The following is an 18,570-nucleotide window of genomic DNA, read 5'->3' as shown; positions in this document are numbered from 1 at the left end:
AGATTTGTCATGTCATCCAATGATTAATTACTTTAATATTCCAGCCATCATGAATTCTTGTTATAAGATAAGTTTCACCTCTAGAAACACCATTATGGATTAAAATGTAAGTATCTTTTTTATCATCACATTTGAAAAGTTTGCTATAAAAATGAACATATATATTGTTAAAGCTTTGTTGGATGTATTTGGAAAACTCTTTTGAAGTAAGAAAAATTATTCTTTTACCTAAAGTATCTGTTCTTCTTAGATTTTCGTCATTTGTTACAATAACATTATATTGTAGCATATCAATGAAGCTCTTTTTATTATTATTTGAAGTAGAATTATACCTTTCCATCTGTGAAGCAAAGTCTTCTTTAAATGTTTTTAAATTCATAATAAACTCAATGGTTAATGGATCAGGATTATCAATGAGATCGTATTCTCCATATAAAGCGGCTAATAATACTTTTGTAAAATCATTGTCTATCGTTTGGTATTTTGGATTATTGTCCTCAGAGTCGGGAACTCCATCGTTATCGGTATCTTTTGATAAAGGATCGGTAAAAAGTTCCATTTCTTCTTCAAAATCATTAAGCCCATCATTATCAGAATCCTTCATGATCTCATTAATATTAATAATAACCAGTGCATTCCTTTTTAATACCTCATATTCAGCTTCACCATGTGGAAAAGTGAGTGGTCTTGTCATTCTCATAACGTCTGCTTCAATCTGTAAATGATGGCTGTCTTTCCACAATGGAAATTGAGAATTGTTTTTAAAAAAATAATTATTATTCTTTTCCATTCCGGTATAATAATTCTTCCAGGTTTTTCCATTGTCCACTGAAATTCTCAGATAGTATTTCGCGTTAAAAGAAGAATCATTCTGATAAAGTATAGCAATGATGTTATTGAACCGACCCGTTTTAATAATTAAAGGCCAAGGAATATTTCCATATTGTTTAGCAAATTCCATATCTCTAATAGAGTCTCTTAGTTTATAATGTCCTAAGAGGCTATCCGGGGCTGCGTTACTTTCTGCAGAAGCCATTTTCGTTTCTAAAGAATCTATGATATCTTCAGATTTTGAAAAACTTTTTAAATATTGGATAGATATGAATTTAAAAGGAGGAGTAAGAGCTTGTTTTCTGGTTATTTTATAATTATAAGAATATGCGTTATTTAAACTATCTTTGGCCTTTTTTAAAGCGTCACACTTGCAGATCTCCTGATCTTGTGCCATGGAAAAAATGGAGAGTAAAAAGAAGAATGCACTGAGAATTTGTTTCAAAATATAATTTTTTTGCTAAATAGATTATTGTGATTTAAGATGAAATACTGTTTTATTTTAAAAAATTATTTCATATTTCGTTATTCCGAAGATTTCAAATTTTACTATTCAGGATAGAAAATGTACTGTTGCTTTTTCAGGTCGAATGCTCTGTTATTCCTTTGTTTCCTTATGAAAATGCTTTGAAAGTTGTGCGATAAAAATTAGAGTTAAATATTTTTTCAAAGTTTTTTAGCTTTTAATTAACATTTAAACGCTTTGTTCAAAACTTTATTTTGCAGGGCTTTAAAATTAAACATATTTTAAACTTAATTTAAATTCACCGTCTTGTAGAATTATCTTTAAGGATTTTAACAATTTTTGCATTATATTTGTTATAAACATAAACCATGAAAAACAATTTATTGATTTTTACGTTTAGTTTTTTTGCGTTCCCCGCTTTTGGCTGGGCACAGTCTGCACCGGATTTTAAAGAACTTCTGGATAGTGCTATGGTTCGTGATTCGAACCTCAAAATGCAGATTACCCAAAACAAACTTACCGATCTTGACGAGCACAAACTGAAAGATATCTTTCTTCCAACCCTGGAACTAAGTGGTAAAGCAGGCTATCTCAACGGAACAGCAAGACTGACGTCACCGGAATTCAATCTCGCTCCCTTTATCAATATTCCTGAAGGGACTTTCAATAATAATTTCAACGTATCAGGTTTTTCAGGTATTGCCAAGGCAGATGCCAAAATGCTGTTGTACTCCGGAGGAAAGGTGAAGTACATGAAAAAAGCGGTGGAAGAAAAGAAAAAGTCTGAAGATATCCTTCTGGAAAAAACAAAAGATGAGGTGATTGCTACTATTTCTAAAGCATATGACCAGCTTGCTCTCATTCATCAGTCTAAAAAGGTTCTGGATGAAAGTAAAAAAAGACTGGATATCAACCGGAAAACAGCAGATAAAGCACTTGGTTATGGTTTGATAACGCCCTATGACCATAAGAAAATTGAACTTGCCCAGGCTACTCTGGATGCTAAAATGGTAGAATATGAAGGGAAAAAAGAACTGCTTCTAACTCAGCTTTATATTTTAACAGGAATCAACAGAGAAAGGCTCAGAATGATTGATCCTGTACTATCTCCTGTAGAACTGCTGGCTGCAGAAAAGGGAATAGAGCAGAGAGCTGAAATCAGAGCTCTGGAACATGGAATCAGCGCTGCAGATTATAAAATAAAAGCAGAAAGAACGTGGATGATTCCAAAAGTACAGCTGATGGCTTCCGCCTATTATATCGGATTGTACGGAAACAGAATAAAGTCATCCGAAAATGTCATTCCTGCTGTGCCAATTCTTGGATATGAAGGGAAAAAGCTGGATTGGAGACCGAATAACATCAACGTATTTCCATTGATTACTGCAGGGGTTGGTTTTAAATGGGAAATTTTCGATGGTAAAGAAGGAAAACATGCAGAAGAAACTGCCAAGGTCGGGAAAGAAGTATTGCAGAATCAGAAAGAAGACGCTTTGAAAAAACTGACATTGAATCTTGCCAATAACCAGACCAATTATGATATTGCTTCTGCTCAGATTACCCTGAAAGCCAAAGAAAAAGAGCTGGCAAAAAATGCACTCGTACAGGCAGAAAAAGAATTCAGATATGGAATGAGCAAATCTTCGCAGCTTATTGATGCCGAAAATGATCTTGAAGTTGCGGAACTCGAATATCAGAATGCCATTTTCAACCAGAGAAGAGCGGGAATAGAACTGATGAGGTCTACCCAGGAACTGGATATCACCAAATTTTATTTAATCCCTTAAAAATTTAAATGATGCATAAAAATATATCTATACTCTTCGCTGCTCTGTTTTTATTGGGGAGCTGTGACAAAAAAAACGAGAAAATCAAAGATCCGGAAGGAAAAACCAAAAAGGATGTGATCTCTTTTGCCCCTAAAGTTACCGGAAGGATTCTGAAAATATATGTTTCTGAAGGTCAGACTGTGAAAAAAGGAGATACGCTGGCACAACTTGATGTACCGGAAGTTTCTGCAAAAATTGCACAGGCGCAAGGAGCAGTAAGTGCCGCTACGGCTCAGGAGCAGATGGCAAAAAACGGAGCGACAGCCGATCAGATGAGACAGCTTCAGGCCAAATATAAAGGATTGAAGGAACAATATGAATTTGCTCAGAAATCATACAGAAGAGCCAATAATATGTTCCGCGACAGTTTAATGTCTCCACAGGCCCATGACGAAATCTATGCAAAATTACAGGGCGCAAAGGCACAATATGATGCTGTAGTGGCAGAACTGGATGATGTGAAAAGAGGAACCCGTTTCGAAAAAGTAGAAATGGCGGCCGGACAGGCATCTCAGGCTAAAGGCGCTTTACAGGAAGCGAATGTAGCCTATTCCGAAAGGTATATTATTGCCACCAACGATATGGAAATTGAGACCGTCAGCTTAAATACGGGAGAACTGGCAACTGCTGGTTTTGCTCTGTTCAACGGATATATTCCGGAGAGTACGTATTTCAGATTTACCATTCCTGAAAGTGCTATTTCAAAGTACAAAAAAGGGCAGGAGGTCACCATGCAGGTAGTCTATAACAAAGAAAACCTGACAGGAACTATCGTGTATATCAAACAGCTGACAAAGTATGCAGATATCACCACGGCTTACCCGGACTATCAGTTACAGGACGCGATTTATGAGATCAAAGTAAAACCCAAAGACATGAATAAGGCTAAAAATATTTTAGTCAATGCCAACGTAATCCTGAAATAAATTGAAAAGAACTGATGAAGTTTCCTGAATTTCATTTCGTTCTCCACTTATAAAAATATACAGATGAAAGAATTTTTCCGTCTTTTGAAACGTGAGTTCAAACTTTTTATCGGCAATTCTACCTTAAGGACGGTGTTCTTTTTGGCACCGGTTTTCTATGCCACCTTGCTGGGGTTTGTCTACAAAAGCGGAAAAGTTGAAAATACTCCTGTTTTGGTTGTTGATAGAGACAATACACCGTTATCCAACCAACTTACGGAAATGTTGGATGATAACAAAAGCATCAAAATTATCAGATATCTGCAGGAACCTTTAAGCATCAAAGATGAGGTGATCAGGCATGAGGCAGCTGCTGTCGTTATTATTCCTTCAAGATTTGAAGGGGATATGCTGCAGAAAAAATATCCTGAACTGAATGTGTATATCAATACAGGAAATGTTTTAACGGCCAATTTTGCTTCTAAAGCACTTCAGCTGACCATAGGAACATTTTCTGCCGGAGCTTCCATCAAAGCCCTTCAGAAAGCAGGAATGCCTGCTGCGAAAGCTGCAACACAATATGAGCCTTTCAAAGCCAATTATATAACCCTTTTCAATACTACAGGAAATTATCTGATCTTTATGTGGCCTGCAATGCTGGCAGTAGTGTTACAGCAGGTTATTTTATTAGCAATGGCGGTAAGTTTTGCCGCAGAATTTGAAAGAGGATCTTTTGTGAAAGAATATCTGAAAATGAAAAAATGGGCCTTCCCGACCATGTTGATAAAAGTCATTCCGATCTGGGTGTTTTCTGTTCTCATTGTAGGTATTTACTACTTTATGCACATGATTTTTCATGTTCCGATGCCGGAAGGAATTTTTAATTTTATTCTCCTCACAGCGGTTTTTGTAGGATCGGTTTCGTTTCTGGGAGTATTCATCAGTATTCTGATTCCGGATGCTTTGAAAGCTACACAAATCCTGATGGTTATTGCTTCGCCGGCTTTCATTATCAGCGGTTTTACATGGCCTTTGAATGCAATGCCCGCTTTTGTACAGTTTATTGCGAATATTATTCCGTTAACTCCCTTTTTACAGGCTTTTAAAATCTTATTGATTCAAAAAGGTTCGGTAGAGCTTACTTTCCCATACCTGAAACATTTAAGCATTCTTTTAGTAATATATGCGATCATAGGCTGGATTGCTTTAAAGATCAAACTATGGTTTATTTTCAAAAAATCTGCACCACAGGAAATTACAATTGAGGACCCTTCTCGGGAAGAGATAGAGTAGTTTTTGGTTAATTTGTTGCTGGTTTTTAAGTTAGAGGTTGATAGGATGCTGGTTTGCTGGTTACTTTTGATAGTATATAGGCTGACAGATGATCAGTATCTATACCCGACAAATTAAAGAGCAGGGAAAAATACGTAAAAAATAACCCGAAAAATAGCCGAAAAACTTTCGAACTCGAATCCCGTACCCGTAACTCGTATCCCATAACAAGCACCCCTCAATTTTTTCAGCCAACGATAAAATCAAACGAAAAAACTGATATATTTGTCCATAGTAAAATAGAAATTATATGGAAAATGTATTTGATGCAAAAGATGCTCAAAACTATATTGATAGAATAAATAAGTTGGTGGAGGATACACACGGTCTGTGGGGAAAAATGACGGTAGACCAGATGCTGGCACACTGCTGTATTACCTATGAAATGGTTTATGAACCGGAAAAACACAAAAAGCCGGGAGCGATTGCAAAATTTATATTAAAAACTTTTGTAAAACCTAAAGTAGTGGGAGAAAAAGCATATCCAAGAGATTCACCTACCGCTCCACAGTTTTTGATTACTACCAGAAAGAATTTTCATGAAGAAAAAACAAGGCTGATCGGGTTTATTCAAAAGACACAACAGCTGGGAGCAGATGCTTTCGATGGTAAAGAATCTTTTTCTTTCGGTAAACTGAATTCGCAGGAATGGAACAACATGTTTGCCAAGCACCTGAACCATCATCTGGCACAATTTGGCGTTTAAACACACTTTGTATGAAAAAACTTTTATTACTTTTCATTCTGGCTGCCAATTTTGCATGGGGTCAGATGCCGGATATTTCCAATACATGGCTGAATAACAGTAAACCTTATACAGGAACTATCGGAAATAAAGGTCAGGAATTGAAACTGAAGATCAATATCTCTGAGCAGAATAAAAAAAATGATCAGGAATATTTTGTTTCAGGATATTCCCTTGTGGATACCAATTACACGAAATTTGAAGGCAAAATTACCATTTTAAAATATAAAGATTCCAAAAAACAGGGAACCGTATACGGGGAGTATGAGCTGGCGGAAGAGAATAAAGGAAAACATTCCGGACTTTTCAAAGGGAAGTTTGTCTACAATTTCAAATGGAATAGAAAGACAGAGAAAATTGAAGAGCAGTACATCGAACTTACAGGCGATTGGAAAAGTTATGACGGGACCATTGAATTTAAGACCCATCTTAAAAATCAGTAAAAGAACCTCATTATCTTATATCGAACTTAACAATACCCCAGACCGGGTCTTACTTTAAAAACTTACAAACATTATGAAACTAGGCGCATTTTCAATCAGCTTAAGCGTAAAAGATCTTCAGAAATCCAAAGACTTTTATGAGAAGCTTGGGTTCACCACTATGGCAGGAACAGAAGCACAAAACTATCTGATCATGAAAAACGGTTCTACGCTGATAGGCCTTTTTCAGGCGATGTTTGATGGAAATATGCTTACCTTCAATCCGGGATGGGACGAAAATGCACAGAATCTGGAATCTTTTGATGATGTGCGTGAAATTCAGAAAAAATTAAAAGAAAGCGGAGTAGAAATCGGTAGAGAAGCCGATGAAACCACCTCCGGGCCAGAACATATCTATCTGAAAGATCCGGATGGAAATATGATTCTTATAGATCAACACAGATAATAATTAAAAACACATTGATGATGAAAACATTTAAACGTATTTTTTTACTATTAGCCACATTACTAATCATTTTGCTGATTTGGGCTGCTTTTATTCCAGGTGACTGTCAATATGAAAAGTCGATTTCTATTAATGCACCTGTGGAAAAAGTATGGCAGAATACCAATACCCTCAAAGCAATGGATCAATGGAGTCCATGGAATGATCTTGATCCGGGTATGAAAAAAGAATGGACGGGAACAACCGGGCAGCACGGAGAAAAAGTTTGCTGGGACAGTAAAAATAAACAGGCAGGAAAAGGCTGCCAGGAATTGGAAAAAGTGGATGAAGCTGGGAAAAGAATAGATACGGCAATCAAATTTCTTACGCCCTATGAAAGTGAAGCAAATGCTTACGTAACAGTAGTTCCGGAAGGGAACGGAAGCAAGGCAACATGGGGATTTACTTCTGAGATTCCTTATCCTTTTACCCTGATGAAGTTGTTTATGAATATGGAGAATGCTATCGGAAAAGATTATCAGAAAGGGCTTTCACGATTAAAAGCACTGTCTGAAAAACCTCAATAAAAAAACGAACTCAACTTAAAAAAACAAAACAATTATGGCAACAGTAAACGTTTACCTCACATTCAACGGAAATTGCAGAGAAGCATTCGATTTTTATAAATCTGTTTTCGGAGGAGAATATCCTTATATCGGAACATTTGGCGAAATGCCTCCAATGGAAGGAAAAGAAACCTCTGAAGAAGACAAAAACAAAATCATGCACGTTTCTCTTCCGATCTCTAAAGAAACGATTTTGATGGGAAGCGATACAGGAGGAGAGTGGTCTTCCAACTTCAAAGCAGGAAACAACTTCTCCATTTCTGTGAACGCTGAATCTAAAGAAGAAGCAGACAAATTATTTAGTGGCCTTTCTGCAGGCGGGCAGGTAACAATGCCAATGGCTGACACTTTCTGGGGAGCTTATTTCGGAATGTTTAGCGATAAATTCGGAATCAACTGGATGGTAAACTATGACGATCCTGCTAAAATGCAGCAACATCCATAAGATATATATATATTTGAATTCAAAATACCCAAAAACCGACAGGAGCCTGTCGGTTTTTTTACTGATAAGTTGCTGAGCTATTATTTCTTTTTAATGATTTTGTAGCTTCCTGATGCTGTTGTGATGAGGTAGATACCATCAGGGAACTCACTTATATCAAACTTATTTTTATCTTTTTCAGCTGTTGCAGATTTCATAAGTTTTCCGGACTGATCATATAAAGAAACATTTTCATTTTTCTTCAGGTCATCCATATAGAAGATACCGGAAGTTGGATTAGGATAAATATTCACTTTGCCTTTGAGGTCATTTTCTGAGGTGGCCAATGTGGAAATTTTTGTCCATGTAAATGCATCCAGGCACATATAAACATACCCTCCGGTGGATTGCAGCTGGATTTCATCAATGGTAGTGTTGCTGTTATTCTGATTATTTAGGGTGGAAAGATCAATCAGGGTAAATCCGTTGTTGATACCTGTCGTTCCTGTAGTTGCATTAAATGTAGTATTAAATCCGGATGTTTTTGTGGTGGTGAACTTTGTAACTCCTCCTAATTTTCCCGTAATAATAAGTGTTCCTGATGAAGCAGACTGGTTTAAAGCAATATTGCTTAAAAATACCCAAAACTTTGACACCGTGAATGCAGAATTGCTTTTAACACTGAAAGAGGGAGAGCTGATATTGGTTGTTCCTGTGTTGTCAATATAGACGTTATCATTAGCTGTTCCGTTCCAGCCGGTGTTTGGATAATTGCCCTGAATTCTGAAAGTTCCGGCCTGTGATACGATATTGAAAGTATATCCGTTGCTGGTAAAGCTTGTGCTTCCGCCAGATGAAGTTTCAAAAGTTACAGTAGTTGTCTGTGCATTGATTGATGCAATATTACTTAAGAAAGTAAAGATTACAAAAAAGATAATTGTTTTCATGATACAGGTTTTTAATGTTAGCATTAGATCATAAGCTTCCGGGACTGTTTATAGGTTCAAGGATTTTTCCCGTAAAAGGATACCACAAAGCAAGCGAGAAATATCAAGGGACAACAGCGTATTAAAAACCGAATTGAAAAACAGGTAGAAATACGCAATTTTGGTGGTTTTTATTATTATAATTTTGAAAAAAGGATATTATGTTAATTAAAATGAATGTATTTCACAGTATGGTTAGTTTTTTTTCATAACTTGTAATGTGTAGCTGAAGTAACTTATTCTAAACCTATTATATAATTTAAAACGAGAAAAACTATGGAATTACCTAAACATGCAGTCTTATTAGATGATGCTAAAAAATGGATCAGCAATTGGCAGAATACAGAAATTATCGGTGGAACATCTATCCGGGCCCACCTTATCCCGGCAAAGGACGTTCATGATATTTTTATTAATGACAAAGGATTTGAGAGATACAGAGGATATAATGCCATTACCGATGAAGGTGAATTTAAATTTCTTCTGGTGGGCGTAGATGCAGATAACAATGATATTGTGGATTATGATAAAGGGTATTATGTATATGACATGACCACACCCTGCCCAAGCGTATGTTCTGCCGAGAAATGGTGGAATCTGTAACCTGAAAACCGGAGATCTTGGATCATTGGATTGAAATATTGTCATTAATTGGAAAAGGCATTCTGCTGATTAATCTGGCAGTATACTGTATAGGTTTTTCCGGAGGAGGAAAAGCCTATACATTCTTCATCGGTTATCTGGCCTGGATATTACTGTGTGAAATTGTTTTTTACGTATTAAACTCACAGAAGATCAATAATCTGTTTTTCTCGCATTATTATCTGATAGGTCAGTTTTTGTTACTGGGGTTATTCTTCCATGAAATTGTAACGGAAAAATACCAGAAAAAAACAGCACGTACACTTTTAATTATCATTCCTGTAGTTCTTGTTATACAGTATATCATATACCCCGAAAAGTATTATGTTTTTAATCTTTTTGAAATTTTTGTCACGTCTTATTCAATCATAATTCTGGCCTTATTTCATTTATATAATATACTGGATACCCAAAAGAAATACAATTATATAAGCCTGGGACTTTTACTTTATCTGATAAGCAGTACCGTAATATTTTTGTCCGGAAACCTGTATACGGTGATGAACAGAAAACTGCATAAAGAGATATGGGTTTTCAATGTTGTTATGTTTATTGTGTATCAGATTTTTATTCTGACAGACTATCTGTCTTCCCGCAAAAAAAATGTGTAATCACTGTTATGATTTTACAAAATGAATGAGAATACAATTATTTCCACTATCGTTTATACCTTTCTGGCATTTACCTTACTGGCCGTTACCCTGATTATATTTTATTATTTTTCTAATAAGAAGATAACAAGAAACCTTATTCAGAAAAAGGAGCTTGAGGTCAGATACGAGAAAGAGCTTACCCACGCCATTATCAGCGCCCAGGAAAAAGAAAGACTGAGAATTGCCCAGGATCTGCATGATGACATCAGTTCAAAACTCAGTGTGGTTTCTTTAAATATCCATCTCCTGGATTTTGATAATCTGGCCAGAGAAGAATACAACGATCTGAAAAATAAAATCATACATCTGGTTAATAAAACAGCAGAAAGTGCAAGGCAGATCTCACATGATCTCCTTCCTCCGATTTTAGAAAAATTTGGGCTCCACGCTGCCATAGATGCATTGTGCTCAGAAATCAACCTGTCCAAAACCCTGCAGGTAACTTATTCCAACAGCTTATACTTTGCAAAAGCGGAAGAAGAAAAAAATTTGCATATCTTTAGAATACTACAGGAGCTCATTAACAATTCCATAAAACACGGAGAAAGCACGCATATTGATATAGAATTTTTGGGAAAAGACGGAAAAAATACCTGTATCTATAAAGATGATGGGAAAGGATTTGATCTTAATGAAAATACATTGAAAGGTGGACTAGGCTTAAGAAATATCAGAAGCCGGGTAGAACTGATCAATGGAACACTGAAAATTGAAAGTGAAAACAATAAAGGAATTACCGTAGAATTTACATTTTAAATCATTATAAAATGGAAAAGGATATAATTCGTGTCATAATTGTAGACGATGAAGCACTCTTTCGTCAGGGAATTTCATTGTTGATACAGAGAGAAAAAGATATTGAACTGGTAAGTGATTTCAGCAACGGTAAAGAGCTGCTGGATGAGCTTGTAACCCTGGAAAAACTGCCTGATATAATCCTGATGGACCTCAATATGCCGGAAATTAACGGAGTAGAAGCTACCAAACAGATCCATATCAAATATCCCCAGATTAAAATTATTGCCTTAACGAGCTATAACACGAAAGCATTTATTGTCAATATGATACAGTCCGGGGCCTGCTCCTTTCTTAAAAAAAATTCAAGCCCTGCAGAATTGCTCACGGCAATCCGGGAAGTGTACAGCAAAGGTTTCTTTTATAATAACGAGGTAATGGAAGCTTTACATCAAAACCTTACAGAACCTAAGAAAAAGGTTTCCAGTATTTTTGATGCCAATCATATTTCCAAAAGGGAAAAAGAGGTATTGGAACTCATCTGCAAACAATACAACACTTCTGAGATTGCGGATCAGCTTTTTATAAGCTCCAGAACCGTTGAAGGTCATCGCAACAGCCTTCTATTGAAAACCGGAGCCAAAAATACTGCCGGTTTAGTGGTATATGCCATAGAAAGTAAAATTGCAGATATGAACTATTTAAAAGACAGGTTCGAATAACTATCCCTACAACTGTTGTTATTAAAAATTAAATGAGATTTATATTTTCTGATTAAATTAGCCTTTGTTTTGAAAAGCAGAGTCCAATGGTTTGCTTGTGAGAAACAATAATTTATAGTTAAAAACAGAAAATACAAAAGAATGAAATTTACAATTGAAAACATCAAAGCAGAGCACCAGAAAGTAAAAAGCGGAGCTGATTTTCCGCAATATATTCAGGCTATAAAAGCATTAGGTGTCTCTCACTACAAAGCATACGTTTCAGACGGAAATACTGAGTACTTTAATACTCACAACCAATCTGTGCAGACTGGAAAAAAATATGTGGCTCTTCCCATTTCCGATATTTTAAATCTTGAAAATTTTAAAATAAGGCTTAAACTTCACCAGCAGGGAGGAACAGATTATATAACTTTCTGTAAAGACTGTGCAGAAAACGGAATCAATGGCTGGACAATGAATCTTCATGCAATGACCTGTACTTATTTTGACCAGAATGAAACAGATGTTCTTACCGAACAGGTTCCAGGATAATCTTTTACAAAAAAAACGGATGCAGAACATTGCATCCGTACTTCTTTAAACTAACTTATAAAATATTGTTTGCTATTATTGATTTAAAATATTAATTTTGTTTAAAACGATAGATAATAGTAATTGGTAAATATGAGAAAGGTTTTTACGAAGTTGGCGTTCACAGTTTTAGGTTTGGGATCCATTTTGACATTTGCTCAAAAAAACGATCTGGGAGCATGGTATATGTATTTTGGAAATAATAAGATCAGCAAGAAGCTGAACTGGCACAATGAAATTCAGTACCGTAATTTCGATGCGCTTGGAGACCTGGAACAGCTACTGATCCGTACAGGGATCGGATATGATCTTACAGAGAACAATAACAATGTTTTATTGGGGTACGGTTTCATTCTCAGCCAACCTTACGTAAACGGTGAAAAAAAAGAAAATATTGAGCACCGAATTTTCCAGCAGTATATTACCAAACAGAAATTCGGACGTTTTTATCTTCAGCACCGCTATCGTTTGGAAGAACGTTTTCTTCAGGATGATTTCAGAATGAGATTCCGTTATATGCTGGGAGTCAATATTCCGATTACTCAAAAAGAGTTACTTCCGAAAACCCTTTACGCATCAGTATATAACGAAATTTTTCTGCATTTTGACAATCCGGTTTTTGATAGAAACAGAGTGTATGGGGCGTTAGGATATGTCATCAATAAAAATATGAGGATTGAAGCTGGTTATATGAATCAGATTCAGGAGAACAGAAACCGCGGACAAATTCAGATTGGTTTTTATAATAATATCCCGTTCACTAAGAACTAATAAAATTATTCTGAATGCTGTGAGGAAAACCATTATTTGAAAATAGATTATAATAAACACTATAAAATAAACACTTATGCATTCAGGAAAAAGATTCGGAGCCCGGGAGTTCATTATCTGGACCAGACGGAGCATTTACGCTTTGGTTATATTATCAGCTATTCCTACAGTCCTGTATTTTTTGGGCTGGAAGTTTCTTTCCGTTCCATGGCAGCCGATTGCGATCATGGGAACAGCGGTTGCTTTTATTGTTGGATTTAAAAACAATGCCAGCTACAGCAGACTTTGGGAAGCAAGACAGATTTACGGAGCTATTATTAATGACAGCCGCAGCTTTGGATATATCCTGAGAGATGCACTTCTTTCTAAAGACTCCGGTAAAGTAAAAGAAATGTTCCTTCGTCATTATGCATGGCTTACTGCATTGAGATTTCAGCTTCGTGAATCGCGAGCATGGGAAAACATGGGAACAGATCAGTTTGATGAATATGCTAAAAAATATGACATTCCGGAGAGACAGTCCAAACTGGATGAAGAATTGAAAAAGTATCTTTCAGAATCTGAACTTCAGTACATTGTAAGTAAAAAAAACAGAGCGACTCAACTGATCGCCAGCCAGAGTAAAGCTTTATCCGAAGTTTACGAAAAAGGAGGAATCAATGATTTTCAATGGACACAGATCAACCAGCAATTGGTGAAGTTTACCGATAATCAGGGAAAAGCTGAAAGAATTAAAAACTTTCCCTATCCGAGAAATTTCTCTTCAATTACAACGTATCTATTGCTTTTATTCATTGTTTTTGTGCCTTTCGGATTATTGAAGGAGTTTGATAAATTAGGTGAAGGAACATCGGTAGAAGGCTTGACATTATGGTTTAATATTCCGTTTTCTTTATTGGTAACCTGGTGTTTCCATACATTGGACAGCGTAGGAGAGGCTTCGGTAAACCCTTTTGAAGGAAGTCCCAATGACGTTCCCATCACCCAGATCAGCCGTACGATTGAAATCGATATGAGAGATATGCTGGATGAATCTGATCTTCCGCCAGCCATTACTCCGAAGAATAATATCGTGCTTTAGATTGATCTTTTTATGATCTCAGATATTGATTAATGACAGACTTCGAATATATCTGAACCTGATAGGTTTCTGAAACCTATCAGGTTTGGGTAATAATAAATATTTGATATCCCATAAAAAATAACACTTAAACTTAAAAAAACTTATTTAAAAATGATTCACAGCTATGTTATAATATCCATTGCAGTACTGCTATCTGTGATGATATTGGTAATGATCGGCCAGAAATTAAAAGTAGCTTACCCGATTTTTCTTGTCATTGCAGGATTACTGATAAGCTTTGTGCCGGGAATGCCACGTATTGAAATAGAACCCGATCTTGTTTTTCTTATTTTCCTGCCGCCAATTTTGTTTGAGGCAGCCTGGTTTACCTCATGGCAGGATTTTCATAAATGGAGAAAACAGATTTTTTCAATGGCCTTTGGATTGGTATTCTTAACCTCCATAGTCGTTGCTTATCTTTCATCTTCTATCATTCCCGGACTTACAGTGGCAATGGGCTTCTTGTTGGGAGGTGTGAATTCTCCGCCGGATGCAGTAGCTGCGACTTCGGTACTGAAGCATATGAAAATTCCTAAGAAAATTACCAATATTCTGGAAGGCGAGAGTTTGATCAATGATGCTTCCAGTTTAATTGTATTTAAATTTGCACTGGCCGCCGTTATTTCAGGACAGTTTATCTGGAGAGATGCCGTTCAGGATTTCTTCACAATGGCGATCGGTGGAATTGCTGTGGGAGTAGCAGTAGGCTTCCTGTTTGGTGCTTTATTAAAAGTTATCCCGACCAATTCCAATATCGATACCATTATTACCCTGATCGTACCTTATATTATGTATGTGGGAGCGGAACATTTCCATTTTTCGGGAGTATTGGCTGTAGTTGCCGGAGGTTTATTGATGTCTTATAATTCACATTGCTATTTAAGCCATACCTCAAGGATTCAGTCCGGGAATGTATGGAGTGTTCTGATATTTCTGATGAATACCATCATCTTTATCCTGATTGGTCTTGAGCTTCCTATTGTAGTGGAAGGGATGAAAGAATATACCATTTCAGAAGGTATTTTCTACAGTGTAGTGATTGGCGGAGCGATTATCGGAACAAGAATTCTCTATAGTTATGCATTGATGTATTTCCCAAGAATCTGCTCTAAAGAACTAAGATTAAAAGTTCCCAAACCCGATTGGAGAGAGCCTTTTATCATCAGTTTTGCAGCAATGAGAGGAGTGGTTTCACTGGCTGCCGCCTTGTCAATTCCTGCTTTTTTACCCAACGGAGAAGCATTTCCGCATAGAAATATTATTTTATTTGTCACTTTCGTGATCATATTGATCACCCTGGTAGGGCAGGGTTTATTGTTGGCGCCCATCTTGAAATTATTAAATATTCAGGATGCCGGAAGCGAATTGCCGGAAGAAAAACAGGAAGTAATCCTTATGCGTAAACTGAAGGAAACAGCATTGCACAAACTGGATAAAGATTTTTCTGAATTGGCAGTAACGAACAGCCTTGTGCGTCATCAAAAGCATAAACTGGAAAATGAAATGATGCTGATGGCAGACAAAGCCCAGTGCATGGCTTCCACAGGAGATTATGTAACCGCTATCAATCAAAATAAAGATGTCTTACGCCAGATCATTCAGGCACAGAGAAACGAATTGCACAGAATGAAAAGAGAAAAGATATTTGATGATCATGTGATGAGAACCATTGAAATGCAGCTGGATTTTGATGAAGCCAAGATCACAGGTTTTTCACATGGGTAATTACAAAATAAACCACAAAAGTCACAAAAGATAAAAGTTAAAATGAACTTGCAGGAATAAAAAGTTCACAAAAGGAAAATTCTGAAATTTTAAAGGCTTACGTGTACTTCTCATGAGTAGAAATTTAAACTTGAATAATTTAGTAGATAAAACTTTGTGACTTTTGTGGTTAAATATTATAGGTAAAATGTGTACATTTAAACATATTAAACCTATCATATGAGCACACCTATCACTGTTCAGTACACCATCAATGCTCCGGCTGAAAAAGTCTGGAAGGCATTAACCGATAAAAATGAAATGAAATCCTGGTATTTTGATATCCAGGATTTTGTTTTGGAAACAGGTAAGGAATTCAACTTCTATGAACCGGGAGGTGAAAATAAATACCATCACCACGCACAGATTTTAGAAATAATACCCAATGAAAAATTAAAGCATACATGGTCTTATCCTGATTTTTCAGACATGAAGACCATGGTAACCTGGGAACTGCTGCCAGAAGACGGTCAAACTTTAGTAAAGCTGACCCATGAAGATATTGAAAACTTTAAAGACTTAGGAGAAGGCTTTTCAAGAGAGAATTTTGTAAAAGGCTGGAATACGATTTTGGGACAAAGCTTAAAAGAATTTCTAGAAAAATAAATCATGATCACATTACACCCTTTTACGATAGAAGATGCTCCACAACTGATTTCAAAGATAAAAGACGAAAGAATGCTTCTTCAGTTTGCCGGCCCGGCATATCGTTTTCCTCTCACAGAAGAACAGCTGGAAACTGATCTGTTCAATGAAAACAGAACTCTTTTTAAAATTATAGATGAGACAGGAAGTACAATCGGGCATGCCCAGATATTTCTGAAAGAAAAAACATTCCTGTTGGGAAGAATTTTGATCTGGGATGAAAATAACAGAGGAAAAGGTTATGGAAAGAAGGTCATGCAGGAGCTTTTGAAATATGGCTTCAGTCATTTTGATAAAGAAACAGCAGAGCTGAATGTCTACGACTGGAATACCGGAGCTATTGAATGTTACAGAAAAGTAGGTTTTGCTTTTGATCCATACGTTAAAAGCGAAGCCAGGATTGATCAGGAAACATGGGTTTCTCTGAATATGAAAATCAATAAAAGTACTTTCGAATTACAGGAATCATGACACAATTTACCGCACTTCGCCCTGTTTTATGGACTGAAAATCTTGATGAAACCATAGAATTCTATATGCGCGTTCTTGGGTTTAGCCTTATGGACAGGAATAACGAATGGCAATGGGCTTCCCTTCGTAAAGATGAAATATACATCATGCTGTCTCAGCCTAACGAACATGAAAAAAATACTTCCATTGGTTTTTCCGGTTCGTTTTATTTCAATGTAAATAAAGTGGATGATCTTTGGGAAGACCTTAAAACCAAAGCCAAAGTCTGCTATGAAATCGAAACTTTTGAGTGGGGAATGAGAGAATTTGCAATATATGACAACAATGGATACATATTACAATTTGGTGAACCCGCAGATAATATTGGCAATACGGAATAAAATTTGCTATTTTTGGAGAAATATTTAGAAATTCAATGAAAAAAAGTATAATAGCGGGTTTCGCAGCGATTTTATTATTGGCGTCTTGTAATAAGGATAAAGAAATTCTTAATACATTAAACACTTATAATACTTCAATGGAGGCGAAGGGATATCATTTCGGAGATAAGCTTGAGCTTCCGAAAGAGGTAACGGAAAATGCAGAAAGCGTAACAATCAGCTTTGGAGATAAAGAAACAACAGATTTGACAATTGATCCTAAATTTTTCACATTAGGTGATAATGCCGTTACATTCAATATTAAAACGAAGGGAGGTGAAGTTCTGAACCAGGATGCCACCATCAATGTATTTGCAAAAAATCCTGAAAAAAATATTCCTTATCAGATTGTAGCGGAATATCCGCACGATCCTAAAAACTTTGTACAAGGCTTCCAGATTGAAGGAAACACGATTTATGAAAGTGACGGGCAGAACGGATCTTCACAGATTTTAAAATATACGCTGGGAACAACCACTCCGCTGGCTTCTACGAAACAGGCTCAGGAAGATTTTTCTGAAGGAAGCACGATTGTTGGTGATAAAGTTTATCAGTTGACATGGCAGAGTAAAAAAGGATATGTTTATGATAAAAGTTCTCTAAAGCTGCTTTCAGAATTTGCTTATCCAAATGTATTAGGTGAAGGTTGGGGATTAACGTATGACGGAAAAAGCCTTATTGCTTCTGACGGAAGTAAACTTTTATATTTCCTTGATGTCAACGATCCTTCAAAACTGATTAAATATATTGCCGTTGCAGGAAGTTCTCAGGCATACGACCAGTTGAACGAACTGGAATACCACAACGGATTTATTTATGCCAACGTATGGCAGAAGCCGATCATTTTAAAGATCAATCCAGCTAATGGAGAAGTGGTGGGAACTTTTGACTTTACTGAAATCGCAAAACAGAATACCAAAGGAAGTGATGATGTACTGAACGGAATTGCCTTCAAAGGAGATAATATGCTGGTGACAGGAAAAAACTGGTCGAAGATTTATGAAGTTCAGATCAAGTAATCTGATTCTATTGATAAAATAA

22 protein-coding genes are annotated in these 18,570 nt (G+C 36.3%); 20 read left to right on the top strand and 2 right to left on the bottom strand.

Annotated elements, in window-relative coordinates; all coding sequences use genetic code 11:
• Nucleotides 1-7: 7 nt before the first annotated feature.
• Nucleotides 8-1,276, bottom strand: coding sequence for a thrombospondin type 3 repeat-containing protein (locus AC5YGI_RS05505; protein ID WP_330746930.1), 1,269 nt, complete (start codon nucleotides 1,274-1,276; stop codon nucleotides 8-10).
• Between the two features lie 389 nt (nucleotides 1,277-1,665).
• Between AC5YGI_RS05505 and AC5YGI_RS05500 the strand changes: the two genes are divergently transcribed.
• The 8 genes from AC5YGI_RS05500 (at nucleotide 1,666) to AC5YGI_RS05465 (ending at nucleotide 8,046) form a co-directional block, all read left to right on the top strand.
• Nucleotides 1,666-3,084, top strand: a complete 1,419-nt coding sequence (locus AC5YGI_RS05500) for a TolC family protein (RefSeq protein WP_047433630.1) — start codon at nucleotides 1,666-1,668, stop codon at nucleotides 3,082-3,084.
• Nucleotides 3,085-3,095: 11 nt separating this feature from the next.
• Nucleotides 3,096-4,052, top strand: coding sequence for an HlyD family secretion protein (locus AC5YGI_RS05495; RefSeq protein ID WP_454511107.1), 957 nt, complete (start codon nucleotides 3,096-3,098; stop codon nucleotides 4,050-4,052).
• Between the two features lie 63 nt (nucleotides 4,053-4,115).
• The gene (locus tag AC5YGI_RS05490) at nucleotides 4,116-5,324 is read left to right on the top strand and encodes an ABC transporter permease (RefSeq protein WP_496167734.1); all 1,209 of its coding nucleotides are present in this window, start codon (nucleotides 4,116-4,118) and stop codon (nucleotides 5,322-5,324) included.
• Nucleotides 5,325-5,613: 289 nt separating this feature from the next.
• Nucleotides 5,614-6,069 (top strand): DUF1569 domain-containing protein, encoded by a 456-nt coding sequence (locus AC5YGI_RS05485; RefSeq protein ID WP_110011016.1) that lies wholly within the window; start codon nucleotides 5,614-5,616, stop codon nucleotides 6,067-6,069.
• A gap of 11 nt (nucleotides 6,070-6,080) precedes the next feature.
• Nucleotides 6,081-6,551, top strand: a complete 471-nt coding sequence (locus AC5YGI_RS05480) for a hypothetical protein (protein WP_496167733.1) — start codon at nucleotides 6,081-6,083, stop codon at nucleotides 6,549-6,551.
• A gap of 73 nt (nucleotides 6,552-6,624) precedes the next feature.
• Complete coding sequence (locus AC5YGI_RS05475; protein ID WP_227943690.1) at nucleotides 6,625-6,996, top strand: VOC family protein; 372 nt, start codon at nucleotides 6,625-6,627, stop codon at nucleotides 6,994-6,996.
• A 17-nt stretch (nucleotides 6,997-7,013) separates the two neighbouring features.
• Nucleotides 7,014-7,562, top strand: coding sequence for an SRPBCC family protein (locus AC5YGI_RS05470; RefSeq protein WP_330746926.1), 549 nt, complete (start codon nucleotides 7,014-7,016; stop codon nucleotides 7,560-7,562).
• Between the two features lie 34 nt (nucleotides 7,563-7,596).
• Nucleotides 7,597-8,046: a VOC family protein gene (locus tag AC5YGI_RS05465; RefSeq protein WP_496167731.1), complete on the top strand. Its 450-nt coding sequence runs from the start codon at nucleotides 7,597-7,599 to the stop codon at nucleotides 8,044-8,046.
• A gap of 80 nt (nucleotides 8,047-8,126) precedes the next feature.
• Here AC5YGI_RS05465 and AC5YGI_RS05460 read toward each other — a convergent pair whose 3' ends face one another.
• A complete protein-coding gene (locus AC5YGI_RS05460) occupies nucleotides 8,127-8,972 on the bottom strand; it encodes a T9SS type A sorting domain-containing protein (RefSeq protein ID WP_496167730.1) in 846 nt (281 codons plus the stop codon).
• A gap of 315 nt (nucleotides 8,973-9,287) precedes the next feature.
• Here AC5YGI_RS05460 and AC5YGI_RS05455 point away from each other — a divergent pair, with 315 nt between their 5' ends.
• The 12 genes from AC5YGI_RS05455 to AC5YGI_RS05400 all read left to right on the top strand — a co-directional run bounded on the left by AC5YGI_RS05455 (nucleotide 9,288) and on the right by AC5YGI_RS05400 (nucleotide 18,548).
• Complete coding sequence (locus tag AC5YGI_RS05455) at nucleotides 9,288-9,614, top strand: hypothetical protein (RefSeq protein ID WP_496167729.1); 327 nt, start codon at nucleotides 9,288-9,290, stop codon at nucleotides 9,612-9,614.
• A 17-nt stretch (nucleotides 9,615-9,631) separates the two neighbouring features.
• On the top strand, nucleotides 9,632-10,264 hold the full coding sequence (locus AC5YGI_RS05450) for a hypothetical protein (RefSeq protein ID WP_454511111.1): 633 nt from the start codon (nucleotides 9,632-9,634) through the stop codon (nucleotides 10,262-10,264).
• Between the two features lie 21 nt (nucleotides 10,265-10,285).
• A complete protein-coding gene (locus tag AC5YGI_RS05445) occupies nucleotides 10,286-11,062 on the top strand; it encodes a sensor histidine kinase (RefSeq protein WP_330746921.1) in 777 nt (258 codons plus the stop codon).
• A gap of 11 nt (nucleotides 11,063-11,073) precedes the next feature.
• On the top strand, nucleotides 11,074-11,763 hold the full coding sequence (locus tag AC5YGI_RS05440; RefSeq protein ID WP_110011023.1) for a response regulator transcription factor: 690 nt from the start codon (nucleotides 11,074-11,076) through the stop codon (nucleotides 11,761-11,763).
• Between the two features lie 141 nt (nucleotides 11,764-11,904).
• Nucleotides 11,905-12,297: a DUF1398 domain-containing protein gene (locus AC5YGI_RS05435; protein WP_454511112.1), complete on the top strand. Its 393-nt coding sequence runs from the start codon at nucleotides 11,905-11,907 to the stop codon at nucleotides 12,295-12,297.
• A gap of 132 nt (nucleotides 12,298-12,429) precedes the next feature.
• Nucleotides 12,430-13,107, top strand: coding sequence for a DUF2490 domain-containing protein (locus tag AC5YGI_RS05430; protein ID WP_330746919.1), 678 nt, complete (start codon nucleotides 12,430-12,432; stop codon nucleotides 13,105-13,107).
• Between the two features lie 76 nt (nucleotides 13,108-13,183).
• A complete protein-coding gene (locus tag AC5YGI_RS05425; RefSeq protein WP_496167728.1) occupies nucleotides 13,184-14,188 on the top strand; it encodes a bestrophin family protein in 1,005 nt (334 codons plus the stop codon).
• Nucleotides 14,189-14,341: 153 nt separating this feature from the next.
• Complete coding sequence (locus AC5YGI_RS05420) at nucleotides 14,342-15,955, top strand: Na+/H+ antiporter (protein WP_454511114.1); 1,614 nt, start codon at nucleotides 14,342-14,344, stop codon at nucleotides 15,953-15,955.
• A 219-nt stretch (nucleotides 15,956-16,174) separates the two neighbouring features.
• On the top strand, nucleotides 16,175-16,600 hold the full coding sequence (locus AC5YGI_RS05415) for an SRPBCC family protein (protein ID WP_496167727.1): 426 nt from the start codon (nucleotides 16,175-16,177) through the stop codon (nucleotides 16,598-16,600).
• Nucleotides 16,601-16,603: 3 nt separating this feature from the next.
• Nucleotides 16,604-17,110, top strand: a complete 507-nt coding sequence (locus AC5YGI_RS05410; RefSeq protein ID WP_496167726.1) for a GNAT family N-acetyltransferase — start codon at nucleotides 16,604-16,606, stop codon at nucleotides 17,108-17,110.
• Nucleotides 17,107-17,490 (top strand): VOC family protein, encoded by a 384-nt coding sequence (locus AC5YGI_RS05405; protein WP_496167725.1) that lies wholly within the window; start codon nucleotides 17,107-17,109, stop codon nucleotides 17,488-17,490. Before AC5YGI_RS05410 ends, AC5YGI_RS05405 begins: the two co-directional genes overlap by 4 nt.
• Before the next feature lie 35 nt (nucleotides 17,491-17,525).
• A complete protein-coding gene (locus AC5YGI_RS05400) occupies nucleotides 17,526-18,548 on the top strand; it encodes a glutaminyl-peptide cyclotransferase (protein WP_411412876.1) in 1,023 nt (340 codons plus the stop codon).
• The last annotated feature ends 22 nt before the right edge of the window (nucleotides 18,549-18,570 follow it).

The sequence above is a fragment of the Chryseobacterium sp. CS3K3.1 genome, assembly GCF_059515165.1.
Note: the sequence above shows the minus strand (reverse complement) of the source record. Positions and strands in the feature narration are given on the sequence as shown.